The sequence below is a fragment of the Promicromonospora sp. NFX87 genome (genome assembly GCF_048564965.1).
GTDB lineage: Bacteria > Actinomycetota > Actinomycetes > Actinomycetales > Cellulomonadaceae > Promicromonospora.
The window spans coordinates 993,114-1,012,360 of sequence record NZ_CP183413.1 but is presented as its reverse complement, the minus strand read 5'-3'; the positions used below and the strand labels follow the sequence as shown (position 1 = coordinate 1,012,360).

Annotated in this window: 12 protein-coding genes; 2 read left to right on the top strand and 10 right to left on the bottom strand. The window is 73.9% G+C overall.

Features of this window, described 5'->3' with window-relative positions:
• The gene (locus tag ACNYC2_RS04455) at positions 1–774 is read left to right on the top strand and encodes a DUF899 family protein (RefSeq protein ID WP_419705869.1); all 774 of its coding nucleotides are present in this window, start codon (positions 1–3) and stop codon (positions 772–774) included.
• Here ACNYC2_RS04455 and ACNYC2_RS04450 read toward each other — a convergent pair.
• The 4 genes from ACNYC2_RS04450 to ACNYC2_RS04435 all read right to left on the bottom strand — a co-directional run bounded on the left by ACNYC2_RS04450 (position 771) and on the right by ACNYC2_RS04435 (position 7,550).
• Positions 771–2,984: an MMPL family transporter gene (locus ACNYC2_RS04450; protein WP_419705868.1), complete on the bottom strand. Its 2,214-nt coding sequence runs from the start codon at positions 2,982–2,984 to the stop codon at positions 771–773. The genes ACNYC2_RS04455 and ACNYC2_RS04450 overlap by 4 nt on opposite strands.
• Positions 2,984–4,147, bottom strand: coding sequence for an alpha/beta hydrolase (locus tag ACNYC2_RS04445; RefSeq protein ID WP_419705867.1), 1,164 nt, complete (start codon positions 4,145–4,147; stop codon positions 2,984–2,986). The genes ACNYC2_RS04450 and ACNYC2_RS04445 overlap by 1 nt, the downstream gene beginning before the upstream one ends.
• A 95-nt stretch (positions 4,148–4,242) precedes the next feature.
• Positions 4,243–5,247 (bottom strand): NAD-dependent epimerase/dehydratase family protein, encoded by a 1,005-nt coding sequence (locus ACNYC2_RS04440; RefSeq protein ID WP_419705866.1) that lies wholly within the window; start codon positions 5,245–5,247, stop codon positions 4,243–4,245.
• Entirely contained in the window at positions 5,244–7,550 is a 2,307-nt protein-coding gene (locus ACNYC2_RS04435) for an MMPL family transporter (protein ID WP_419705865.1), read from the bottom strand. Before ACNYC2_RS04435 ends, ACNYC2_RS04440 begins: the two co-directional genes overlap by 4 nt.
• 65 nt (positions 7,551–7,615) lie before the next feature.
• On the opposite strand from ACNYC2_RS04435, the gene ACNYC2_RS04430 reads away from it, so the two are divergent.
• Positions 7,616–8,113: a MarR family winged helix-turn-helix transcriptional regulator gene (locus tag ACNYC2_RS04430; RefSeq protein ID WP_419705864.1), complete on the top strand. Its 498-nt coding sequence runs from the start codon at positions 7,616–7,618 to the stop codon at positions 8,111–8,113.
• A 55-nt stretch (positions 8,114–8,168) separates the two neighbouring features.
• On the opposite strand, the gene ACNYC2_RS04425 is transcribed toward ACNYC2_RS04430, so the two are convergent.
• The 6 genes from ACNYC2_RS04425 to ACNYC2_RS04400 all read right to left on the bottom strand — a co-directional run bounded on the left by ACNYC2_RS04425 (position 8,169) and on the right by ACNYC2_RS04400 (position 19,132).
• Positions 8,169–9,725 carry an FAD-dependent monooxygenase gene (locus tag ACNYC2_RS04425; RefSeq protein WP_419705863.1) on the bottom strand — a complete coding sequence of 519 codons (1,557 nt, stop codon included), beginning with the start codon at positions 9,723–9,725 and terminating at the stop codon, positions 8,169–8,171.
• Positions 9,722–10,438 (bottom strand): HAD family hydrolase, encoded by a 717-nt coding sequence (locus tag ACNYC2_RS04420; protein ID WP_419705862.1) that lies wholly within the window; start codon positions 10,436–10,438, stop codon positions 9,722–9,724. Before ACNYC2_RS04420 ends, ACNYC2_RS04425 begins: the two co-directional genes overlap by 4 nt.
• A complete protein-coding gene (locus ACNYC2_RS04415; protein ID WP_419705861.1) occupies positions 10,435–11,433 on the bottom strand; it encodes a ScbA/BarX family gamma-butyrolactone biosynthesis protein in 999 nt (332 codons plus the stop codon). The genes ACNYC2_RS04420 and ACNYC2_RS04415 overlap by 4 nt, the downstream gene beginning before the upstream one ends.
• Entirely contained in the window at positions 11,430–12,521 is a 1,092-nt protein-coding gene (locus tag ACNYC2_RS04410) for an acyltransferase domain-containing protein (RefSeq protein WP_419705860.1), read from the bottom strand. Before ACNYC2_RS04410 ends, ACNYC2_RS04415 begins: the two co-directional genes overlap by 4 nt.
• Entirely contained in the window at positions 12,518–17,872 is a 5,355-nt protein-coding gene (locus ACNYC2_RS04405) for a beta-ketoacyl synthase N-terminal-like domain-containing protein (protein WP_419705859.1), read from the bottom strand. Before ACNYC2_RS04405 ends, ACNYC2_RS04410 begins: the two co-directional genes overlap by 4 nt.
• 213 nt (positions 17,873–18,085) lie before the next feature.
• A complete protein-coding gene (locus tag ACNYC2_RS04400) occupies positions 18,086–19,132 on the bottom strand; it encodes an aldo/keto reductase (RefSeq protein ID WP_419705858.1) in 1,047 nt (348 codons plus the stop codon).
• Between the last annotated feature and the right edge of the window lie 115 nt (positions 19,133–19,247).

Genomic DNA, 19,247 nt, shown 5'->3' with positions numbered 1-19,247 from the left:
GTGACCGAGACATCCACGACGACCGACCGGCCCGCTCGCCCGCCCGTCGTCGACTGGGCAAGCTGGCAGTCGGCGCGCGACGAGCTCCTGGCCAGGGAGAAGGAGCACACCCGCGCCGGTGACGCCCTCGCGGCTGCCCGACGCCGGCTGCCGATGGTCGAGATCGATGGAACCGTGCAGGTCACGGGGGCCGGCGGGCCCGTGCCGCTCGTCGACCTGTTCCAGGGCCGCGACGAGCTCGTCGTCTACCAGCACATGTGGCACGACGGCGAGCCGTTCGAGCGCCAGTGCCCCGGCTGCACCATCAACACGTGGCACATCCAGCAGTCCGCCCCGTACCTCGCGGCGCGCGGCGTCTCGTTCGCGATGCTCACCGAGGGGCCCTGGGACGAGGTCGCGCCCTACCTGGAGTTCATGGGCTACACCGAGCCCTGGTACTCGGTGCGGGGCCTCGACGCGCCGGTCGGCGTCGACATGGGCCACATCGTCTGCTTCCTGCGTGACGGCGACCGCGTGTTCCTCACCTACCGGACGACCGGCCGTGGCAACGAGCCGGCCTCCGGGATCTTCGGGCTGCTCGACATGACGCCCTACGGCCGCCGCGAGGCCTGGGAGGACGTGCCGGAGGGCTGGCCCGCGGGCAAGGACTCCTGCTGGTACTGGGCGACGGACGCCGACGGGAACGCCACCTGGGGAAGGACGCGCCGGGCGGTGCCGCAGTGGACACGGCCGGGGGCCACTCGGGTGGTCCCCGGCCGTGTCCACAACCACTAGACCGGCGTCTCCTCCCGCACTGCCGCGGGCGCTGCCTGCGGCAGTGCGCCCTGACGCCCCTCGGGCGCCCGCAGCCAGCGCGGCGCCCACCAGTTCGCGCTCCCGAGGAGCTTCACGCTCGCCGGGAGCAGCACGAGCCGCACCAGCGTCGCGTCGACGAGGACCACGAGCGCCATGCCGAGGCCGACCATCTTGAGGTAGACGACCCCCGACGACAGGTACACGAGGAACGACAGGGCGAGGATGCCCGCGGCCGTCGTCACCAGCGGGGCCGACAGCTGCAGGCCGCGCGCGACGGAGTCCTCGAGCCGGCGTCCGGCGTCGTGCTCCTGGAGGATGCGCGACAGCAGCAGCACCTCGTAGTCCATGGAGAGCCCGAACGTCACGCAGAACATGAGGATCGGGATGGACAGGTCGAGGGTCCCGGTAGCGGTGAACCCGAGCAGGTTGCTCAGGTTGCCGTCCTGGAAGACCCAGACGAGCACCCCGCCGAGGACCGACAGGCTCAGCAGGTTGAGCACCGCCGCCTTGAGCGGCAGCACGATGCTGCGCACCGACAGCATGAGCACGAACGTGCTCACCACGATGACGAAGAGGAACACCCAGGGCAGCCGCTCGACGAGCGCCGAGCGGTAGTCGTCGAGCACGGCGGGATACCCGCCGACGACGGCCCGGGCGTCCTGGCCGGCCTCTGCGTTCCAGGCGTCGGCCGCGGCACGCACGTCGGTGACCAGCCCGTACGGGTCGGTGTCCAGGCGCTCCGACGTCGGGACGATGACCACCGGCGCCGCGAACGTCTCGGGCGACGGGCCGACCGCCGCGCCGTCGACGTACCGCTCGCCGCCGCCGTGCACCTCGGTGACGCCGTCGACCGTGGAGAACGCCTGGGCGAGGCCGGCCGACTGCTGCGCCGTCCAGGCCCCGCCCGAGCTCGGGAGGGCGAAGAGGCTGTCGGCCACCTCGCTGTCGAAGTCGGCCCGGATGGCGTCCTGGACCTGGCGGCTGGTCGTCTCGGCGGGCAGGATCCGGTCGTCCGGCGGGCCGACCCGCAGCCCGAGCAGGGGTGCGCCCAGGGCGAGGACGAAGACGCCGGCGAGCGCCGCGTAGACGACGGGGCGCCGCATGGTCCGCCGCGCCACGCGCTCGAACCAGCCGGTCGGCGTGGTCGGCAGGGCGGCGCGCGACAGGTCGAGCCGCTCCCCCAGCAGCGCCAGCACGGCAGGCAGCACGACGACGGCGCCCAGGCTCGCCACCAGCACGACCGCCACGCCGGCATACGCGAACGACCGCAGGAACGGGAACGGGAGGAGCAGGAGGCCAAGCAGCGAGGCCGACACCGCCGCGCCGCTCACGAGCACCGTCATGCCGGCGCCCCGCACCGCCTCGGCCGCGGCCCGCGCGGGCGAGAGGCCCGCCGCTCGCCCCTCCGCGTGCCGGGCGATGATGAACAGGCCGTAGTCGACGCCCAGGGCTATCGCCATGACGAGCACGAGGTTCGCCGCGAACGTCGAGACGTCCGTCAGCGCGGCGACTATCCGGAGCGCACCCATCGACCCGATGATCGTGACGACGCCCAGGGCCAGGATCAGCGCCGCGGGGACGACCCGGCGGAACACGAGGACCAGCAGCAGGAACACGCCGGGGAGCACTATCGCCTCGGCGAGGCCGAAGCCCCGGCGCGCCTCGTCGGAGACCTGGCGGAACACCTCCTCCTGCCCGCCGAACGCGACGGTGACCGGTCCGCGGTCACCGGACCACTCGGCCGACAGCTCGCCCACGAGCGCGCGCGCCTCGGTGGCCTCACCTGCGGCCCGCGCGACGATCAGCGCCTGGCTCCCGTCGCCGCTGCGGAGCACCTCCCAGTCGTCGGACGACCAGTAGGAGAAGACGTCCTCGATGCCCGGCTCGGCGTCGAGCGCCGCCTCGACCTCCCCGGCCGCCGCGGCGACGTCGGCCTGGTCGACGTCGCCGTCGCGCGCCGTGACCAGCACGGTGACGTTGGGCGGTCCGCTGCCGAGGCCCGCGAGCTCCTCCTGGGCGAGCACCGCGGGCGACCCGGGGGTCTCGAAGCGGGCGAGCTGGAGCTGCGGGAGCGTGCCGGCGGCGAGGATCCCGGCGACCACGAGGACCAGGGCGAAGATGAGCAGGACCCGCTTGGGCCGCCGGGTGACGGCCTCGCCGAGCCTGCCGAGCTTGTCGTTCCGTTCCATCAGAGTCCCTCTCCGTCGAGCCAGGAAGAGAGCCCGTCGAGGGCCACCTCGTGCTGGCGGGCAAGGTCGAAGTAGTGGCCGGCGTCGGGCACCTCGACCAGGGTCGTCGACGGTGCGCCGGCGAACAGGGTCTTGTGCACGCCGCCGAGCTGGACGCGCGCGTCGTGCTCCCCGTAGAGCAGCAGGACGGGCACGTCGATCTCGCGCAGCCGCTCCGCGTCGACCATCACGCCGGAGAGCTGGGAGACCATGTCGCCGCACGGGTGCTTGTTCTGCTTTCCCGCGCTGTACTCGACGACCTCCGGGTCGGTGTCCGCGAAGTTGCCCTCGACGAACTCGCGCCGGCCCAGGTCGTACAGGGCGTAGCCGGACGGGTCGTCCGGCTCCTCGGACGGCGTCCCGCCGGACATGCACGAGCCGAGCGCCGCCTGGAACCGGGCGGTCGCCTCGTCGGTCAGCCCGCCGTCCGCCCAGCCGGAGACGACGACGCCGTCCACGTCGCCGTACGAGATCGCCTCGAGCTGGGCGACCTGCCCGCCGTTGGAGTGCCCGAGGGTCGTCACCCGGCCGAACGTCGGCGAGGGCGTCTCGCCCTCCCACTCGTACTCGCCGGACCGCAGCGCCTCGATGATCTGGTGCAGCATGTCCGCCTGCGAGCCGACGCACATGTGCCGCCCGTCGGGCCGGTCGCTGGAGTCGTAGCCGAGCCGGTCGATGGTGAGCGACGTGTGTCCCCGTTCGGCCATCTCGTACGAGTGGTGGAAGCCCTCGACGGGCACCCGCCAGTACCACTCGCCCGAGGCGATGCCGTGCTCGTAGACCGTCACCGCCCCGCCGCCGGCGAGCATGGTCGCGGGTCCCGTGAGGTGCCCGCGGATCGTGTAGGTCTCGCCGTCGGACGGGCACGCGAGCGCGGAGGTGTTGCGGTTGACCACCTCGAACGAGACCGCCTCGTCGACGACGCCCGGCGGCACATCCAGCTCGGGCTCGTCGGCCTCGGTCGCCCGCTGCGCGGGGAGCGCCGGCTCGGCCACGGGAGCGGCGGCAGGCACGTCCTTCTCAGCCTGCGCGCCCGCCGCCGCCGGGCCGACGAGGGCTGCGCCCACGACGGCGACGCCGAGCACGGCGACCGCCAGGGCTCTACCGCGATGTGGTGTGCTCATCAGTGCTGGTTCCTTCACCTCTCGGGTACGGTCTGCCGGCGGGTCCGCCGGCATCGTCGTGCGGGTAGTGCTGGAACGGCTCACACTCGAGCGGCTCACAGGAGCCCCTCCGCCCGGTACCAGGCGGCCTCGTCACGGAGGGTCTCCGCCGCCGGCCGGAACTCGATGCCCAGCTCCCGGCGCACGCGGTCGGAGCTGACGCGCGCCTTGTCTCCCTGGACGAGGACCTCGGCCCCGGCCCGGTTCGCGACGTCCTCGCGGCCCGTCAGCCGGTTGACGGCGCCCAGCCCGCTCGCGAGGGCGAGCGTGAGCCCGCCCGGCAGGGCTCGCGGGGCACGGCTCCCCGTCTCGCTCGCGATCACCGCGGCGACGTCGCGCAGCCGCTCCCACCTGCCCGCGGCGACGTACCGGCGGCCGCTGACCCCCGTGTCGAGCACCCGGACGCAGACCTCGGCGACGTCGCGGGCGTCGACCATGCTGTTGCCGACGTCGGGCAGGACGGGCACCTCGCCCCGGGCGATCGACAGGAAGAGCCGGCCCGACGACGTCGGGCCGCTGTCACCGGGGCCCCACATCCAGCCGGGCAGGACCATCGGGACCGACGGCCCGCGTCCGCGCACCACGTGCGCCTGGACGACCGCCTCGGCCGCGACCTTGCTCGCCGCGTACCCGTTCACCGCGTCGGCGGGCGGGGGCGACTGCTCGTCGGCGGGTGCCGACACGTCCCCCCTGGCGAGCGCCGCGGTGGAGCTCACGTGCACGACGGTGCGGATGTCGTGCCGCTCGGCCGCGGCAAGGAGGCGCCCCAGCGCCGCCACGTTGGTCTCGTACAGGAGGTGCGGGTCGGCGCCCGGCAGGTAGTACTCCCGGAAGTACGCGGCGGCGTGCACCACCGAGCCGACGTCGGGCAGGACCTTGTCCCACACCTCCGGGTCGAGGGTGTCGCCGACGACGACGCGCGCCTCGGGCGGCAGGAGCCGGGCGGCGCGCTCGGCGTCCCGGGCGAGCACCGTGACGGGCCGGTCGTGCTCGACGAGCCGGCGCACCACCGACGAGCCGAGGAGTCCGGTGGCGCCGGTGACGAGGACGGGGTCTGTCATCTTTCCTCCGCGGTGGTGGCGAGGACCGGCACCCGGTCCGACGGGGTCTCGTGCGTGGTGCCGGCAGCCGTGGCGGGCGCCACGACGGGAGCGGGTCCCTCCTCGTGCCACCCGATCCGGGCGTGCAGCCGGCGCAGCGGGCCGGGCGCCCACCACGTCCACCGCCCGGTGAGCGCCATGAAGGCCGGGACCAGGGTGGTGCGCACGACTGTCGCGTCCACGAGGACCGCGAGCGCCACGCCGAAGCCGAGCATCTGCGTGTTGGCGATCCGGGAGGAGCCGATGGCGATGAGCACGGTGGCGAGGATGAGCGCCGCTGCCGTGATGACGCCGCCGGTGCGCTGCATGGCGGTGGCGACGGCCTCCCGCAGGTCGCCCGTGCGCCGGTGCTCCTCCACGGTCCGGGCGAGGAGGAAGACGCCGTAGTCCATGGAGAGCCCGAACGCGACGCACGCCATGAGCACCGGGACCGTCGTGTCGATGTAGCCGGTGGGGGTGAACCCGAGCAGGCCGGCGAGGTTGCCGTCCTGGAACACCCACACGATCGCGCCGAGCATCGCGGTGAGGCTGAGCCCGTTGGCGAGGACCGCCTGCAGGGGCAGGACGACGCTGCCGGTCAGCAGGAAGACGATGATCAGCGCCGAGCCGATGGCGATGGCGAGCGCGATGGGCAGCAGGCTCCCGATCGAGTCCTGGCTGTCGACGAGCGTGGCGGGCTGCCCGCCGACGGAGAAGTTCTCGGCCTCCGGCAGGGCCCGGATCTCGCGCGCCATCTCCTGGGCGCGGGCGCTGGCCAGCGGGATGTCGGCGTCCGCCGTCACGGTGAGCAGCACCGGGTACTCACCGGGTGCGGGTACCACGAGGTCCCCGACGACGGTCGAGACGGAGGCTCCGGTGCCGGGCACCGGTTCGACGTCGTCGATCCCGTCGATGCGCAGGACGGCGTCGCGCACCGCGTCGATGTCGTCGGTGTCGCTGCCCGCCGGGAGCATCAGGGTGGCCATGGACTCGCCGCCGGAGGTGAACTCGTCCCGCAGGAGCTGCTGCGCCGCGCGTACCGGCGAGTCCTCGGCGAGCTGCCGGAAGTCGGCCTCGCCGAAGGCGACGCCCCGGAACGGCAGGGCCAGGATCAGGAGGCCGGCGCCGACGGTGAGGGCGACCACCCACCGGTGCCGCATGACGCGCCGGGTCCACGAGGCCCAGGCTCCGACGGTCGGCCCACCGGACGTCCCGCCGGCCGCGGGCGCCGGCGGCGGTGCAGCGGCCCTCCGGCGGCGGGACAACCAGCTGCGGCCGGGCCGGAGCCGGTCGCCGAGGAGCGTCAGCACAGCCGGCAGCACGAGCAGCGCGGCGAGCGCGGAGAGCGCCACGACCGCGACGCCCGCGTAGGCGAACGAGCGGAGGAAGTACAGCGGGAAGATGAGGAGCGACGACAGCGCGGCCGCGACGGTGATGGCGGAGTAGAGCACGGTCCGGCCGGCCGAGCCGACGGTGTTGTGCACCGCCGTCGCGACGTCGTCGGTGGCGACCAGCTCCTCGCGGAAGCGCCGGACGACGAGCAGCGCGTAGTCGATGGCGAGGCCCAGCCCCAGGGCCGTCGTCAGGTTGATCGAGAAGACCGAGACGTCGGTGAACAGCGTCAGGCCCATCAGGATCGCGTTGGTGCCCATGACGGAGGCGAGCCCGACGGCGAGCGGCAGGCCCGCGGCGAGGAAGCCGCCGAAGACGACGAGCAGGATGACGAGGGTGATGGGCAGCACGATCAGCTCGGCACGGGCGAGGTCCTCGCGGATCGTCGCCTGGAGCTCGGCGTAGACGGCGCCCGGGCCGATGACCGCCACGTCCAGCCCGTCCCGCTCGCCGGCGAACTGGTCCTGGATGTCCGCCACCGCTTCGTTGACCGCCTGCTCGTCGCCCGCCACGCGAGCCGCGACCACCGCGTGCCGGCCGTCCTCGGAACGCAGGGCGCTGACCGGCGTGCGCCAGTACGACGAGACGCCCTCGACGCCGGGCGTCTCGGCCAGCCGCTCGGTCAGGCGGAGACCCGGCGCTGCGACGTCGGGCGACGAGACGTCCTCCGGCGCTGTGACCAGCAGCACGACGTCGGGGGCGGCCTGCGGGGCATGTTCCTCGACGGCCGCCGCGACCAGCGATGACTCGGCGTCGGGGTCGGTCACGCCGCCCGCGCCGAGCCGGCTCTCCACGCCGCTGCCGAGGACCGCGCACAGGGCGATGAGCACCCCCGCCACGGCGAGGAGAAGGCGTGGGCGCCGCGTTGCTAGCGCAGCGATATGGTTGAACATTGAAGGCCTCCGTGGCGCCTACAGTAGAATGTGTCGATCATAGGTCCGGCGTATGGATTTCCGCAATGTTCACGGCTGCGGTCTTCCGCGCCATCAGAAAGGAGCTGGCAGTGGGAATCTCAGAACGAACGCCGCTGTCACAGACCATCGGATACCGCCTGATCAAGGTGGGCGAGATGGCTATGGAGACAGCCGAGCAGGTACTGGCGCCGACAGGGATCAAGCCGAGGCACTTCAACGTGCTCGCGACGCTCTCGGTCGACGCGACCCTGTCTCAGCGCGAGCTGAGCACGGCCCTGGGGATCGACCCGAACGTGATGGTCGACCTCATCGACGAGCTCGAGCGGCAGAGCTTCGCCCGACGTGAGCGGAGCCCTGTCGACCGTCGTCGCCACATAGTCGTGGTGACTCCGAAGGGGAAGGCTGCACTGACGAAGGCCCAGGCCGCGGTCGTCGAGGCCGAGGAGGAGTTCCTCGGCGTTCTCACCGCGGACCAGCGTCAGGTCCTGTTCGAGGCCGTTGGTGTCCTCCTGGGTCTGGCACCGGTGCCGCGGGCGGGCTGAGTCGCCCACCCGCGGACCGACGGGGTGACGTGCCATCGGGCTGGCCGATGGCACGTCAGCCCTTCGCCACCTCGCTCTCCGCCCGGACCGGTCGCGCCTCCGGGCCCGCTGCCGGTCGCCGGCCGAGCAGGCGGAGGATCTGGCCCCGCCCATCCCAGTCCGTCGCTCCGCCGACGACGCCGTCCGGCCGCACCCAGACGACCGACGGCCGTGCCGCTGTTCCGGCTGCAGGCGGGTCGACGACGAGCACACCGGACGGCGCCTCGCCGGCCAGCGCCTCACGCTGCTGCGCCGTCAGACCCGAGACGACCAGGCGGTGCCGGACGGCACAGCCGAGCTCGTCGCGCGGCGGCACGGGCAGACCGCTCCAGTGCCCCACGGCCGGCAGGCCGGTCGCCTGGGGTACCTGCCCCTCGACCAGTGCGGGGCTGTTCCGCAGCCCGAGGTCGAGCTGCGCGAGCCGTCCGACGGCCGCCTGCTGGAACCGCGCCCTGCTGCCCAGGGCCCGCAGGAGGGCGTCCCGCAGCCGGCGGCGCACCGGGTTCGCCACGAGCCACAGCTTGGTCTGGGCGTCGGCCTGCTGGACCGCGCGCTGCGCGGCCGGCCGGCGCTCGGCCTCGTACCCGTCGACCACCACGCCGTCCGCTCCCCCGGACACCGCGGCGATCCGCCAGGCGAGGTCGAAGCCGTCCTGGACCGCGGTGTTGAGCCCCTGCCCGCCCGCCGGCGAGTGCCCGTGCGCCGCGTCGCCCGCCAGCAGGACCGGCCCGCGCCGGAATCCCCGGGCGACCCGCGAGTGCACCCGGAACCGGCTCGCCCAGCGGACGTCGCTGATCGTCGCCGACGGCTGGCGCAGCCGCAGCGCCGCCAGCGCGTCGTCGAAGACCGTGTCGGGTGTGCCCTCGGGCGGGATCTCACGGTCCGCGAAGACCCGGTGGGTCCCGTCCGGCAGCGGCACCACGACGAGCACCCCGTGCGGCCCGAGGTCGTAGCGCGCCTCGTCCGCCGGGAGGTCCGGGCTGACGACGCGGCCGTCGACCAGGAGGAACTCCCGGGTGAACGTCCGGCCCTCCATCTCCACCCCGGCGGCCTCCCGGACCACGCTGCGCGACCCGTCGGCGCCGACCACCCAGCGGGCGGTCACCTCCGTCGGGGTGCCCGCCGTGTTGGAGCTGGTCGTGCCGGCGACCTGGACCACCGCGCGGTCGTCGTCGAGCTTGACCTCGGTGACCCGGTGGTTCCACCGCACGTCCACACCCAGCGTCGCCGCCCGGGCCAGCAACAGGTCGACCACGACGGGCTGCGGCAGGCAGACGGGGCGCGTGAAGCGCGTCCCCGCCAGGGCGCCGAACCCGACGGTGAACAGCGGGCGCGTCACGGACGAGTAGCGGGCCCGCTGCAGGACCAGGCCCTGCTCCAGGATGTCGTCCCCGACGCCGAGGCGGTCGAGCACCTCGAGGCACCCGGCCCACAGCACGAGGGCGCGGGGCTGGTCGTCGGGTCCCTGCCGCGCGTCGTACACCCGCACGGACACGCCCTGCAGCGCGAGCGTGCAGGCCGCGACGAGGCCCGCGGGCCCCGCGCCGACGACGACGACCTCGGGCGAGCTCACGATGCACCCTCGGCCACCGGAGCCGGGGCGGCGCCCGCGGCGAGCACCGCCTCGATCTCCGGCAGGGAGGCGTCCGCGCTCGTCCACAGCACCGCGCCGAACCCGAGGTCGCGGGCGGCCGCGCAGTTCTCCTCCAGGTCGTCGATCATCAGGCACTCCGACGCCGGCTTGTCGAGGCGCTCCAGGAGGCGGCGGTAGATCTCCGGGGCCGGCTTGCGCACGCGCTCCCGGCTGGAGTCGACGACGGCGTCGAACAGGGCGTCGGTGTCGACCTGCGCGCGCCAGCGCGGCTCCCACTCGCGCACGTTGTTCGTGAGCAGCGCCGTGGTGTAACCCCGCTCGCGGAAGCCGGCGATCGCCGCGACCACCGCGGTCTCCGTACGCCGCCCCTTGAACCACCACTCGCCGAACGGCTTGCCCTCGAGGCGGTCGAGCGTGCCGTCGGGCAGGTACGCGGCGAGCCGCTTGATCATGTCGTCCTCGGTGATGGCGGCCACCTCGAGCTCGGCCATCGGGTCCGCCCGATGCTCGCGCGCGGAGGCGACCATGGCCTCCCGCAGCTCCAGCGGCGAGATGCCTACCGCCTTGCAGAAGAGGTAGAACGTCTCCTCGAGCGGGTTGGTCAGCACGCCGCCGTAGTCGAACACGAGCGTGGTGATCCTCTGCCCGCTTGCCTGCCCGCTTGTCTGGCCGCTGAACTGGTCGCTGATCATGATGTGACTCCCATCGTGAGGTCGATCTGGGCTGCGACCCTGCCGGCGTGCAGGATCGAGGTGCGGGTGGAGCACGCGGTGAGCGCGCCCCGCGTGGTCAGCTCGGCGACCTCCGTGACGACCTGCGTGGGGAGGTCCAGCTCGACGAAGGCGTCGAACGAGCCCGTGCACGCGAGGACGACGAGGCCGGCCGGCTGCGGGCCGCCGTGGGCCAGCGACACGGCCGCCGCGGCCGACTGGCGCGCGGCCTCGAGCAGGAGGTTGCCCGGTGCGTGGTCGAGGGGGTGGTCGAACAGGTAGGGGTGCCGGGTGTCGACGTGGAGCCACGACTCCACCCGCCGTCTGCCGACCAGGACCGGCCGGCTCACCACGACGTTGCGTGGGTCCCGCCGGCCGACGGTCCGGGCCCGTGCGGGCGACGGCGGTTGCGCGGACGGCGCGAGCGGACCGGCGGCGCTCACGGTGTGCCGGCGGCCGAGCTCGCGCAGGCTCTTCCACTCCGCGGGAGTCATGACCATGAGCGACCCCTCCCCGGTGAGCGCCAGGCGGCCGTCGGCCGAGACCTGCCCGGAGAACCGGACGCCGGTGACCCGGCCGCCGATCGTCCGCTGCGCCTCGAGGGTCGTGCCGACCTCCAGGTGCGCGGGCCGGTCCCCGACCCGCAGGGCGCCGGGGTCGGCGACGTCCACGTCCAGGTCGCGGAAGAGGAACGCGAGACCCAGCGGGATCCCGAGGTGCCGGTGCGAGACGCTGACGGCCGCCTGCCGGACGGTCTCGACGAGGAGGGAGAAGTCGAGGACCGGCCCCTCCTGCATCAGGTGGCCGCGCGGGAGCTGGGCCGCCACCCGGTACGTCCCGTCGGTACCGGACTCACTGATACCGGACTCACCGGTACCGGACTCACTGGTACCGGACGTGTCGGTCACGAAGACCTCGGCGACGGCCCTGCGGTGCACGTACTCGCGCGCGACGGTCGCGGCGTAGCTGAGGCTCATGATCCCGCCGCTTCCGCCGTCGGGCTGACGGGCGCGACGAGCTCGGACTCGCGCCGCGGACGCGGCGGCAGGACGTCCCGGACGCCCAGGGCGTCCGGCAGCACGCCGTAACCCAGTCCGCGCAGCCGGTCCGACACGTGCAGGAGGGACGCGTTCAGGCTGGTCCCGCGGCGCATCGACACGAGGCTGGTGACGCGCGTGGCGTATCCCTCGAGCGACTGCTCGGCCACCATCGAGAGCGTGGCCTGGGGCCCGAGCTCGACCAGGACGTCGTGCCGCCGGCCCGACGCCGTCCGGATCGCGTCCCGGAACCGGACCGGCCGGATGACCGTGTCGGCCCAGAACGAGGCGTCCAGCGCGGCGACGGGCACCCGCCCGCCGACCGCGCTCGACACGATGTGCCCCTCGCCCCGCGGTGGCGGGACGTCGGCGAGCGCCTCGACGATCGGCCGGCGCATGGCCGCGGCCCGGGGCGAGTGCAGCGCGTGCTGGACGCGGAGCGGGAGCCACCAGCCGCCCGCCGCGCTGACGTCGCCGCTGAGCGCGTCGACCGCCTCGTCGCTCCCGGCGACCACGATGACCGAGGGGGCGTTCACGGCGGCGACGTGGACGTCTCCGCCGTGCGCGGCCAGGATCCGGTCGACGGTGCGCAGGTCGAGGCCGACGGCGGCCATGGTTCCGGTGCCGTCGAACCGCTGGACGGCCTCGGCCCGGCGGACGACGATCCTGAGCGCCTGCTCGACGCTCAGCGCGCCGACGGCGTGCGCCGCCGCGACCTCCCCGAGCGAGTAGCCGACGACCTCGTCGGGGACGACGCCGCGGCGTCGCCAGAGGTCGGTGAGGCAGGCCTGGACGGTGAAGATCGCCGTCTGGGCGGCGACGGCGTCACCCACCTCGGGCGGTGGCGCGTCGGTGCTCAGGTGCTCCAGCAGCGACCATCCGGTGAGCTCGCGTACGGCTTCCTCGCACCGGTGGAGCGTGGGCCACACGCCCGGCTCGGCCAGGAGCGTCCGGCCCATGCCCGGCCACTGCGACCCGTAGCCGCTGTAGACGAAGGTGAGCCGACGGCGTGAGCGGCAGCGGATCATCTGCGCTCACCGCCGATCGCCCGGTCGGCGACCTGGCCGGTCGCGAACGCGTCGAGGTCGTCGTCGAGGCCTTGGTCGAGGCCTTGGTCGAGGGCATCGTCGGGGACGACGTCCGGCAGCCCGTTCGACAGGTGGTCGGCGAGCCGCCGGACGGTCGGGTGGTCGAAGACCACGGTCGCCGGGATCTCGCGCCCGAGCCGCCGCTCCAGCTCGCCGCGCAGCTCGACGACCATGAAGGACGTCAGGCCGAGGTCGAAGAGCGAGGCGTCGGGGTCGAGCTCGTCGGGCCGGTCGAGGCCGAGGGCCGGGGCGAGCCGCTCCCGCAGGAGCTCGAGCACCTCGGCCGGGCTCGTGAGAGGGGCCTCGCCCGCCGTCGGCTGTCCCGCCGTCGACTGTCCCGCCGTCGACTGTCCCAGGGCGGGGTCGGTCGCCTCCGCGAGCGTGACCATGGGGTGCGCGGCCACTCCCGTGGGAGACCAGGACCCGGTGTCGAACGAGTTGGCCGGCTCCGGCAGGCTCGGGCTCGCCGGCCGGTCCGTGGCGACGACGGCCGGTACGCCGGCAGCCGGTGCGCCGGCGGGTGCCGGCGCCTCGGGCAGCCAGTAGGCCCGGCCCTGGAAGGGGTAGGTCGGAAGCTGCGGCACGTGCGCCGGACGCGGGGTCACCGCGCTCCAGTCCACGTGGCCGCCCTCCTGCCAGTACCGCGCGAGCGCCCCGCGCAGGGCCCACTCCGGCCGCGCCGTCGAGACCGACGCCAGACCGCGCAGGGCCCGTCCGTCGACCGCGTTCCGCTCGAGGAGCGGCAGCAGCCCGCCGGGGCCGAGCTCGAGGACCACGCGGGCACCCGCGGCGCGGACGGCGTCGAGCGCCGGGCCGAACCGCACGGGCTCGCGCGTGTGCCGGACCCAGTAGTCGCTGGTGGCCACCTCGGCTCCGGCGAGCTCGCCGGTCGCGTCGGAGACCAGCGGGACGGCGGGAGCCTGGAGCCGCACGCCGTCGAAGGCAGCCCGGAGGCCGTCGAGCACCTGGTCCATGTGGTGCGAGTGGAACGCGCGGTTCACCCCGAGCCGGACGCCCCGCACGCCGCGGCGCGCCATGGTGTCCAGCACCTCGGCGATGCCGTCGGGATCACCCGACACGACCGTGTCCTGCGGGCCGTTGAGCACCGCCACCTCCACGGCGCCCGAGACCAGCGGCGGCAGGTCCGCGAGATCCTCCGGGCGGCAGCGCAGCAGCACCATGGCGCCCTCCGGCGCGCCGTCGGCCATGAGGCGGCCGCGCTCGGTGACGAGCCGGTAGCCGTCCACAGGCGAGAACACGCCCGCGAGGGCCGCCGCCGCGTACGCGCCGACGCTGTGTCCCAGCACCATGGCGGGCTCCACGCCGACCGAGCGCCACCAGGCGCCCAGCGCGACGGCGGCCGCGTACAGGGCCGGCTGGGTGACGCGGGTGGAGGCGAGGGCGTCCATGGCGGACCGGTCGTTCGTCACGAGCACGGACAGCGGCAGCTCGTCCGGCCCGCCGAGGGCGTCGATCACCTCGGTGACCGCCGGGACGCGGCCGTAGATGCCGGCGAGGCAGCCCGCGACGGGCAGGCCGTGGCCCGGTGCGAGGAACGCGACACGGGGCGGCGAGGCCACGACGCGGCTGAGGTCGCCGTCGCCCACCGCGACGCGGAGCAGCCCGCTGAGCAGCTCGGGGCCCGACTCCGCGACGACGGCCGACCGGACGGCCAGGTCGGCGCGCCCGGCCCCAGCGGCCCACGCGAAGCCGCGCAGCCGGCCGGCGTCGGAGGTTCCGTCGGTGAGGGACGCCGAGACCCGCTCGGCGAGCCGGACGGCGGTCGCGCGCACGGCGGCCTCGTCGGCCCCGCTGAGCTTGACCACCACGGGCTCCGGTCCGGCGGCCGGGGTGTCCACCGCGGACCGCACCGGCGGGCTCTGGACCACGACGTGCGCGTTCGTCCCGCCGAAGCCGAACGACGAGACGCCCGCGACGCGGACCGGGTCGGCCCAGCGGACGTTGTTCCCCGGCACCGTCACGCCGAGCTCGTCCCACGCGATGTGCGGGCTGGGTGTCGTGACGTTGAGATGCCTCGGGATCGTCCCGCGTTCGACGGCGAGCAGCACCTTGAGCAGGCCCGCGATGCCGGCGGCGGCCTCCAGGTGCCCGATGTTGGTCTTGACCGAGCCGATGGGCAGCGGCCGCGGGCGGGCGGCGGTGCCGAGGGCCGCGGCGAGCGCCCGGACCTCGATCGGGTCGCCGAGCGGCGTCCCGGTCCCGTGCGCCTCGACGTACCCGACCTCCTCCGGCGCGACCCGCGCGGCGTCCAGCGCGGCCCGGACCACTGCCTGCTGGGCATTGCCGCTCGGCGCCGTGAGCCCGTTGCTCCGGCCGTCCTGGTTCACGGCGGAGCCGCGGATCACGCCCACGACACGGTCGGCGGGACCGACGTCGGACAGGCGGCGCAGCACGACGACGCCGCACCCGTCACCCCGTACGTACCCGTCGGCGGAGGCGTCGAACGCCTTGCAGGCCCCGTCCGGGGAGAGCATCCGGCCCTGGGAGAGCGCCACGGTCGAGTCAGGGGTGAGCACGAGGTTGACCCCGCCCACCAGGGCCGCGTCGACCTCGCCGGACCGCAGGCTCTGCACCGCGAGGTGCACGGCCACGAGCGACGAGGAGCAGGCGGTGTCGACGACGAGGCTGGGCCCGGTGAGCCCGAGGGTGTAGGAGATCCGGTTGGCGCCGAAGTTCCCGGCGCTGCCCGTGGCCGTGTAGGCGTCGATCTGCGCGGGGTCGCCCGAGCGCAGGGTCAGCCGCTCGTAGTCGGACCCGCTCATGCCGACGAACACGCCGGTCCGGCTGCCCCGGAGGGAGTCGGGTGCGATGCCGGCGTCCTCGAGCGACTCCCAGGCCGTCTCGAGCAGCAGGCGGTGCTGCGGATCGATCTTGACCGCCTCGGCGTCGGGGATGCCGAAGAGACCGGCGTCGAACCGGCGTACCTCCTCCAGGGCGCCGAGGTGCCGCGAGTAGGTGCGGCCGGGTGCGCCGGGGTCGGCGTCGTAGACGGAGCCGAGGTCCCACCGGTCCTCCGGCACGTCGACGACGCCGGACCGGCCCTGGACGAGCAGGTCCCAGAACGCCTCGGGGCCCTGCACGCCCCCGGGGAAGCGGCAGCCGATGCCGACGACCGCGATGGGCTCGGTGCGGGGGTCGACGGTGCCCGCTGGGACCGGCGCGCGTCCGAGGACTGGGGTCTCGGCGGGCGCGGTCGTGGCGGGGTCGGTGGCGGTGCCGGTGGCGGTGGTTCGGGCCGGGAGCGGGGACTCTCCGGCCAGTGCCGCGGCCACGGCGCGGATCGAGCCGTGCTCCCAGGCGAACGTCGCGAGAACCTCGATCCCGAGCCAGTCCGAGAGGTCTCCGGCGATCGACACCGCCCCCACGCTGTCCAGGCCGAGGTCGGCGAGGTCTGCCGCGGCGTCGACCTGGGCGAGCTCCAGCCCGCTGTGCCGGGCGACCAGGCGGCACATCCGGTTCTCGATCTCGGCGGCGGTCCGTGGGAGCGCTTCCTCGGACACTGCGACCGGCGTGCCGGCCGAAGGTTCGGCGGCGGCAGGGGTGCGGTCGTCCGCGGTGGTCGGCTCGGGGGCGCCCAGCTCGCCGGCCAGGTACGCCGCCTTGGTGTCGCGCCGGCGGATCTTGCCGCTGGACGTGACGGGGAGGCTCCGGCGGGGCACCAGGACGAGCTCGTGCACCGGGATCTGGTGCTCGCGCAGCACTGCCCTGCGCACTCCCGTGGCGATCTCCTGCCGCGCGGCAGGGTCCTTCTGCGGTCCGGGTGGCACCTCCTGGACGACGACGAGGACCTCGCGCCCGTCGTGCTCGACCGAGAACGCCGCGGAACGCAGCGCCGCGAGGGCTGGGTGGCTGTCCGTGCTCGTCGCCTCCACGTCCTGCGGGTAGACGTTGCGGCCGGTGAAGATCATCAGGTCGCTGGCGCGACCGGTGACGAACAGCTCGCCGTCGACGAGCGCACCGAGGTCGCCCGTGTCCAGGTACGGCCCGTCGCCGGTGGCGAGGTGGTTGGCGAACGTCCGCGCGGTGCGCTCGGCGTCGTCGAAGTACCCCACGGCCACCGCCGCGCCGCGCACCCAGACCTGACCGACGCCGCCGTCGGCGACTGGCAGCCGCGTGGCCTCGTCGACCACCACCACCTCGACACCGGGGCCGACCTGGCCGCTGCTGACCAGCCGGAGAGTCGCCTCGTCGCCCGACCGCGGGCGCATCCGACCCTCGCCCAGGCCCGGCTCGGAGACCTCCCGGATCACCGGCTCCCCGCCCGGCCGGACCCCGGAGACGACGAGCGTGCCCTCCGCGAGGCCGTAGCACGGCTGGAACGACTCCTTGCGGAACCCCGCGCTCGCGAAGGTCTCGGCGAAGCGGTCGAGCACGTCGGCGCGGACCGGCTCGGCGCCGTTGAGCGCGTGGGTCCAGGTCGACAGGTCGAGCTGGGCGCGGACCTCGTCGGAGACCCGGTGCACGCACAGGTCGTAGGCGAAGCTGGGTCCGGAGCCGTGCGTGGCGCGGTACTTGGAGATGGCCTGGAGCCACACCGCGGGGTCCCGGATGAACGACGTCGGCGCCATCAGCACCGACTCCATGCGGCCGTACAGCGGGAACACGATCCCGCCGATGAGGCCCATGTCGTGGTACGGCGGGACCCAGGTGACGCACACGCTCTCGGCGCCGATGTCGAACGTCTCGCAGGCAGTCTCGGAGTTCGCCAGCAGGTTCGCGTGGGTCACCATCACGCCCTTGGGGGCCGACGTCGACCCCGACGTGTACTGCAGGAACGCCACGTCGTCCGGGGCGATCGCGGGCGGGCGCCAGCTGCGCTCCCGGCCGTCGACCGGAGCGGCGCCGACGTCGAGCACGGTGACACCGGGCAGCACGCCGACGGTCCCGTCAGGGAGGTCGGCGTCCGTGACGAGGACGCGCGCCCGCGAGTCCTCGGCGATCGACTCGATCCGGTGCGCGTGGCGCGTCCCTGTCGGCGGGTAGGCCGGCACCGCGACGAGGCCGGCGTACAGGCAGCCGTAGAAGTAGGCGACGTAGTCAAGGCCCGGCGATGTCATCAGGAGTACGCGGTCCCCCGGATCCGCGGACTCGGAGAGTGTGACGGCGACCGCTCGTGCCCGGGCATCAAGCTCGCCGTAGGTCATAACGACGTCTTCAGGTGTGGCGCCCCGGACGGGCGTCAAGAACCGGTACCCCACCCGGTTGGGCTCCTCCTGCGCTCGTCGGCGCAGGAGTTCGACGACAGTCTTCAGATGCTCGTGCGAGTCCATCCGCAGTCCACCTATCCCCTCGTGACATGGGTAGTCCCGGGGAGCGATGAGGCGGCCTCGGGGCTACCGCATCGTTGTCGATGGCCGAGCAGGATCGTATCCAGGACCTATCGTCCATGGGAAACTATTATAGGAGAAACCTGGGTGAAGTCGACAAGTTCACCCAGAGCCGGCTGGGCCCTGGGTGGACGGGGTCGGGCCGGGCCAGGAGAACTAGCTCGCGGCCCGATCGGCCGGACGTCTCCGACGTGGCGCCGGGTCAGCCAGCAGCGGGGCGTCGAAGGCCCCGTTCGGCTCGTAGACGTTGGTCCCGGGCGGGACGATCTCGTCGATGCGGTCCAGGACGGCGTCGTCGAGCCGCAGCCCGGCCCCGGCGACCGTCGCCTCGAGCTGCGGGAGCGTGCGGGGCCCGATGATCACCGACGTCACCGCCGGATGGACCAGCGGGAAGGCGGTGGCCAGCTCCGGCAGCGAGCAGCCCGCCTCCTCGGCGATCCGCACGAGCTCCTCGACGACGTCGAGCTTGCGGGCGGTCACCGGGTCGGCAGGGTCGAACCAGGCGGGCCGCAGTACCGCCCGGCCCTCCGGGAGCGCCGTCCCGCTCTTGCGGTACCGCCCGGTCAGGAAGCCGAACGCGAGCGGGCTCCACGTCAGCACCGCCGTCCCCCAGCGCTGGGCGACGGTCAGGACGTCCCGTTCGACGCCTCGGGCGAGGAGGTTGTACGGCGGCTGTTCGGTGCGCGGTCGCATCAGGCCGCGCGACTCGGCGACGCGGTGGGCATCCACGATCTCGTGCGCCGGAAAGGTCGACGTGCCGAACGTCCGGATCTTTCCCTCGCGAACGAGGTCCGTGAGCACGCCGAGCGTCTCCTCCAGGTCGGTCTCGCGGTCGGGCCGGTGGACCTGGTAGAGGTCGATGTAGTCGGTGTTCAGGCGGCGAAGGCTGGCTTCGACCGCTCGACCGAGATAGCGACGCGAGTTTCCGCTGCGGTTCGGCCCCTCCTCGAGCGCGAAATGTCCCTTGGTGGCCAGGATGACGTCGTCGCGCCTGCCACGCAGCGCCTTGCCCACGATCTCCTCGGACTCGCCTCCGGAATACATGTCCGCCGTGTCGATGAAGTTGATGCCGTGATCCAGGGCCGCGTGGACGATGCGCGCGCACTCGTCATGGTCCGGGTTGCCGGCCGCACCGAACATCATCGTGCCGAGGGCGTAGGAGGACACGGTCATACCGGTCCGTCCGAGTGGTCCGAGCTGCATCAGGTGCTTTCCTTGCGTCGACGGCGGAACGAGTACCGTCGCCCGGGAACCCTCTGCCGGTCGAGAGTCGAAAGCCTGGCCTTATCACTTGGGAATCGCCCGGGGAATCACCTGA

Bases quoted from the DNA above. Each gene is read 5' to 3' on its own strand.
- ACNYC2_RS04450 (WP_419705868.1), bottom strand. From the start codon at position 2,984: ATGGAACGGAACGACAAGCTCGGCAGGCTCGGCGAGGCCGTCACCCGG.
- ACNYC2_RS04445 (WP_419705867.1), bottom strand. From the start codon at position 4,147: ATGAGCACACCACATCGCGGTAGAGCCCTGGCGGTCGCCGTGCTCGGC.
- ACNYC2_RS04440 (WP_419705866.1), bottom strand. From the start codon at position 5,247: ATGACAGACCCCGTCCTCGTCACCGGCGCCACCGGACTCCTCGGCTCG.
- ACNYC2_RS04435 (WP_419705865.1), bottom strand. From the start codon at position 7,550: ATGTTCAACCATATCGCTGCGCTAGCAACGCGGCGCCCACGCCTTCTC.
- ACNYC2_RS04430 (WP_419705864.1), top strand. From the start codon at position 7,616: ATGTTCACGGCTGCGGTCTTCCGCGCCATCAGAAAGGAGCTGGCAGTG.
- ACNYC2_RS04420 (WP_419705862.1), bottom strand. From the start codon at position 10,438: ATGATCAGCGACCAGTTCAGCGGCCAGACAAGCGGGCAGGCAAGCGGG.
- ACNYC2_RS04415 (WP_419705861.1), bottom strand. From the start codon at position 11,433: ATGAGCCTCAGCTACGCCGCGACCGTCGCGCGCGAGTACGTGCACCGC.
- ACNYC2_RS04410 (WP_419705860.1), bottom strand. From the start codon at position 12,521: ATGATCCGCTGCCGCTCACGCCGTCGGCTCACCTTCGTCTACAGCGGC.
- ACNYC2_RS04405 (WP_419705859.1), bottom strand. From the start codon at position 17,872: ATGGACTCGCACGAGCATCTGAAGACTGTCGTCGAACTCCTGCGCCGA.
- ACNYC2_RS04400 (WP_419705858.1), bottom strand. From the start codon at position 19,132: ATGCAGCTCGGACCACTCGGACGGACCGGTATGACCGTGTCCTCCTAC.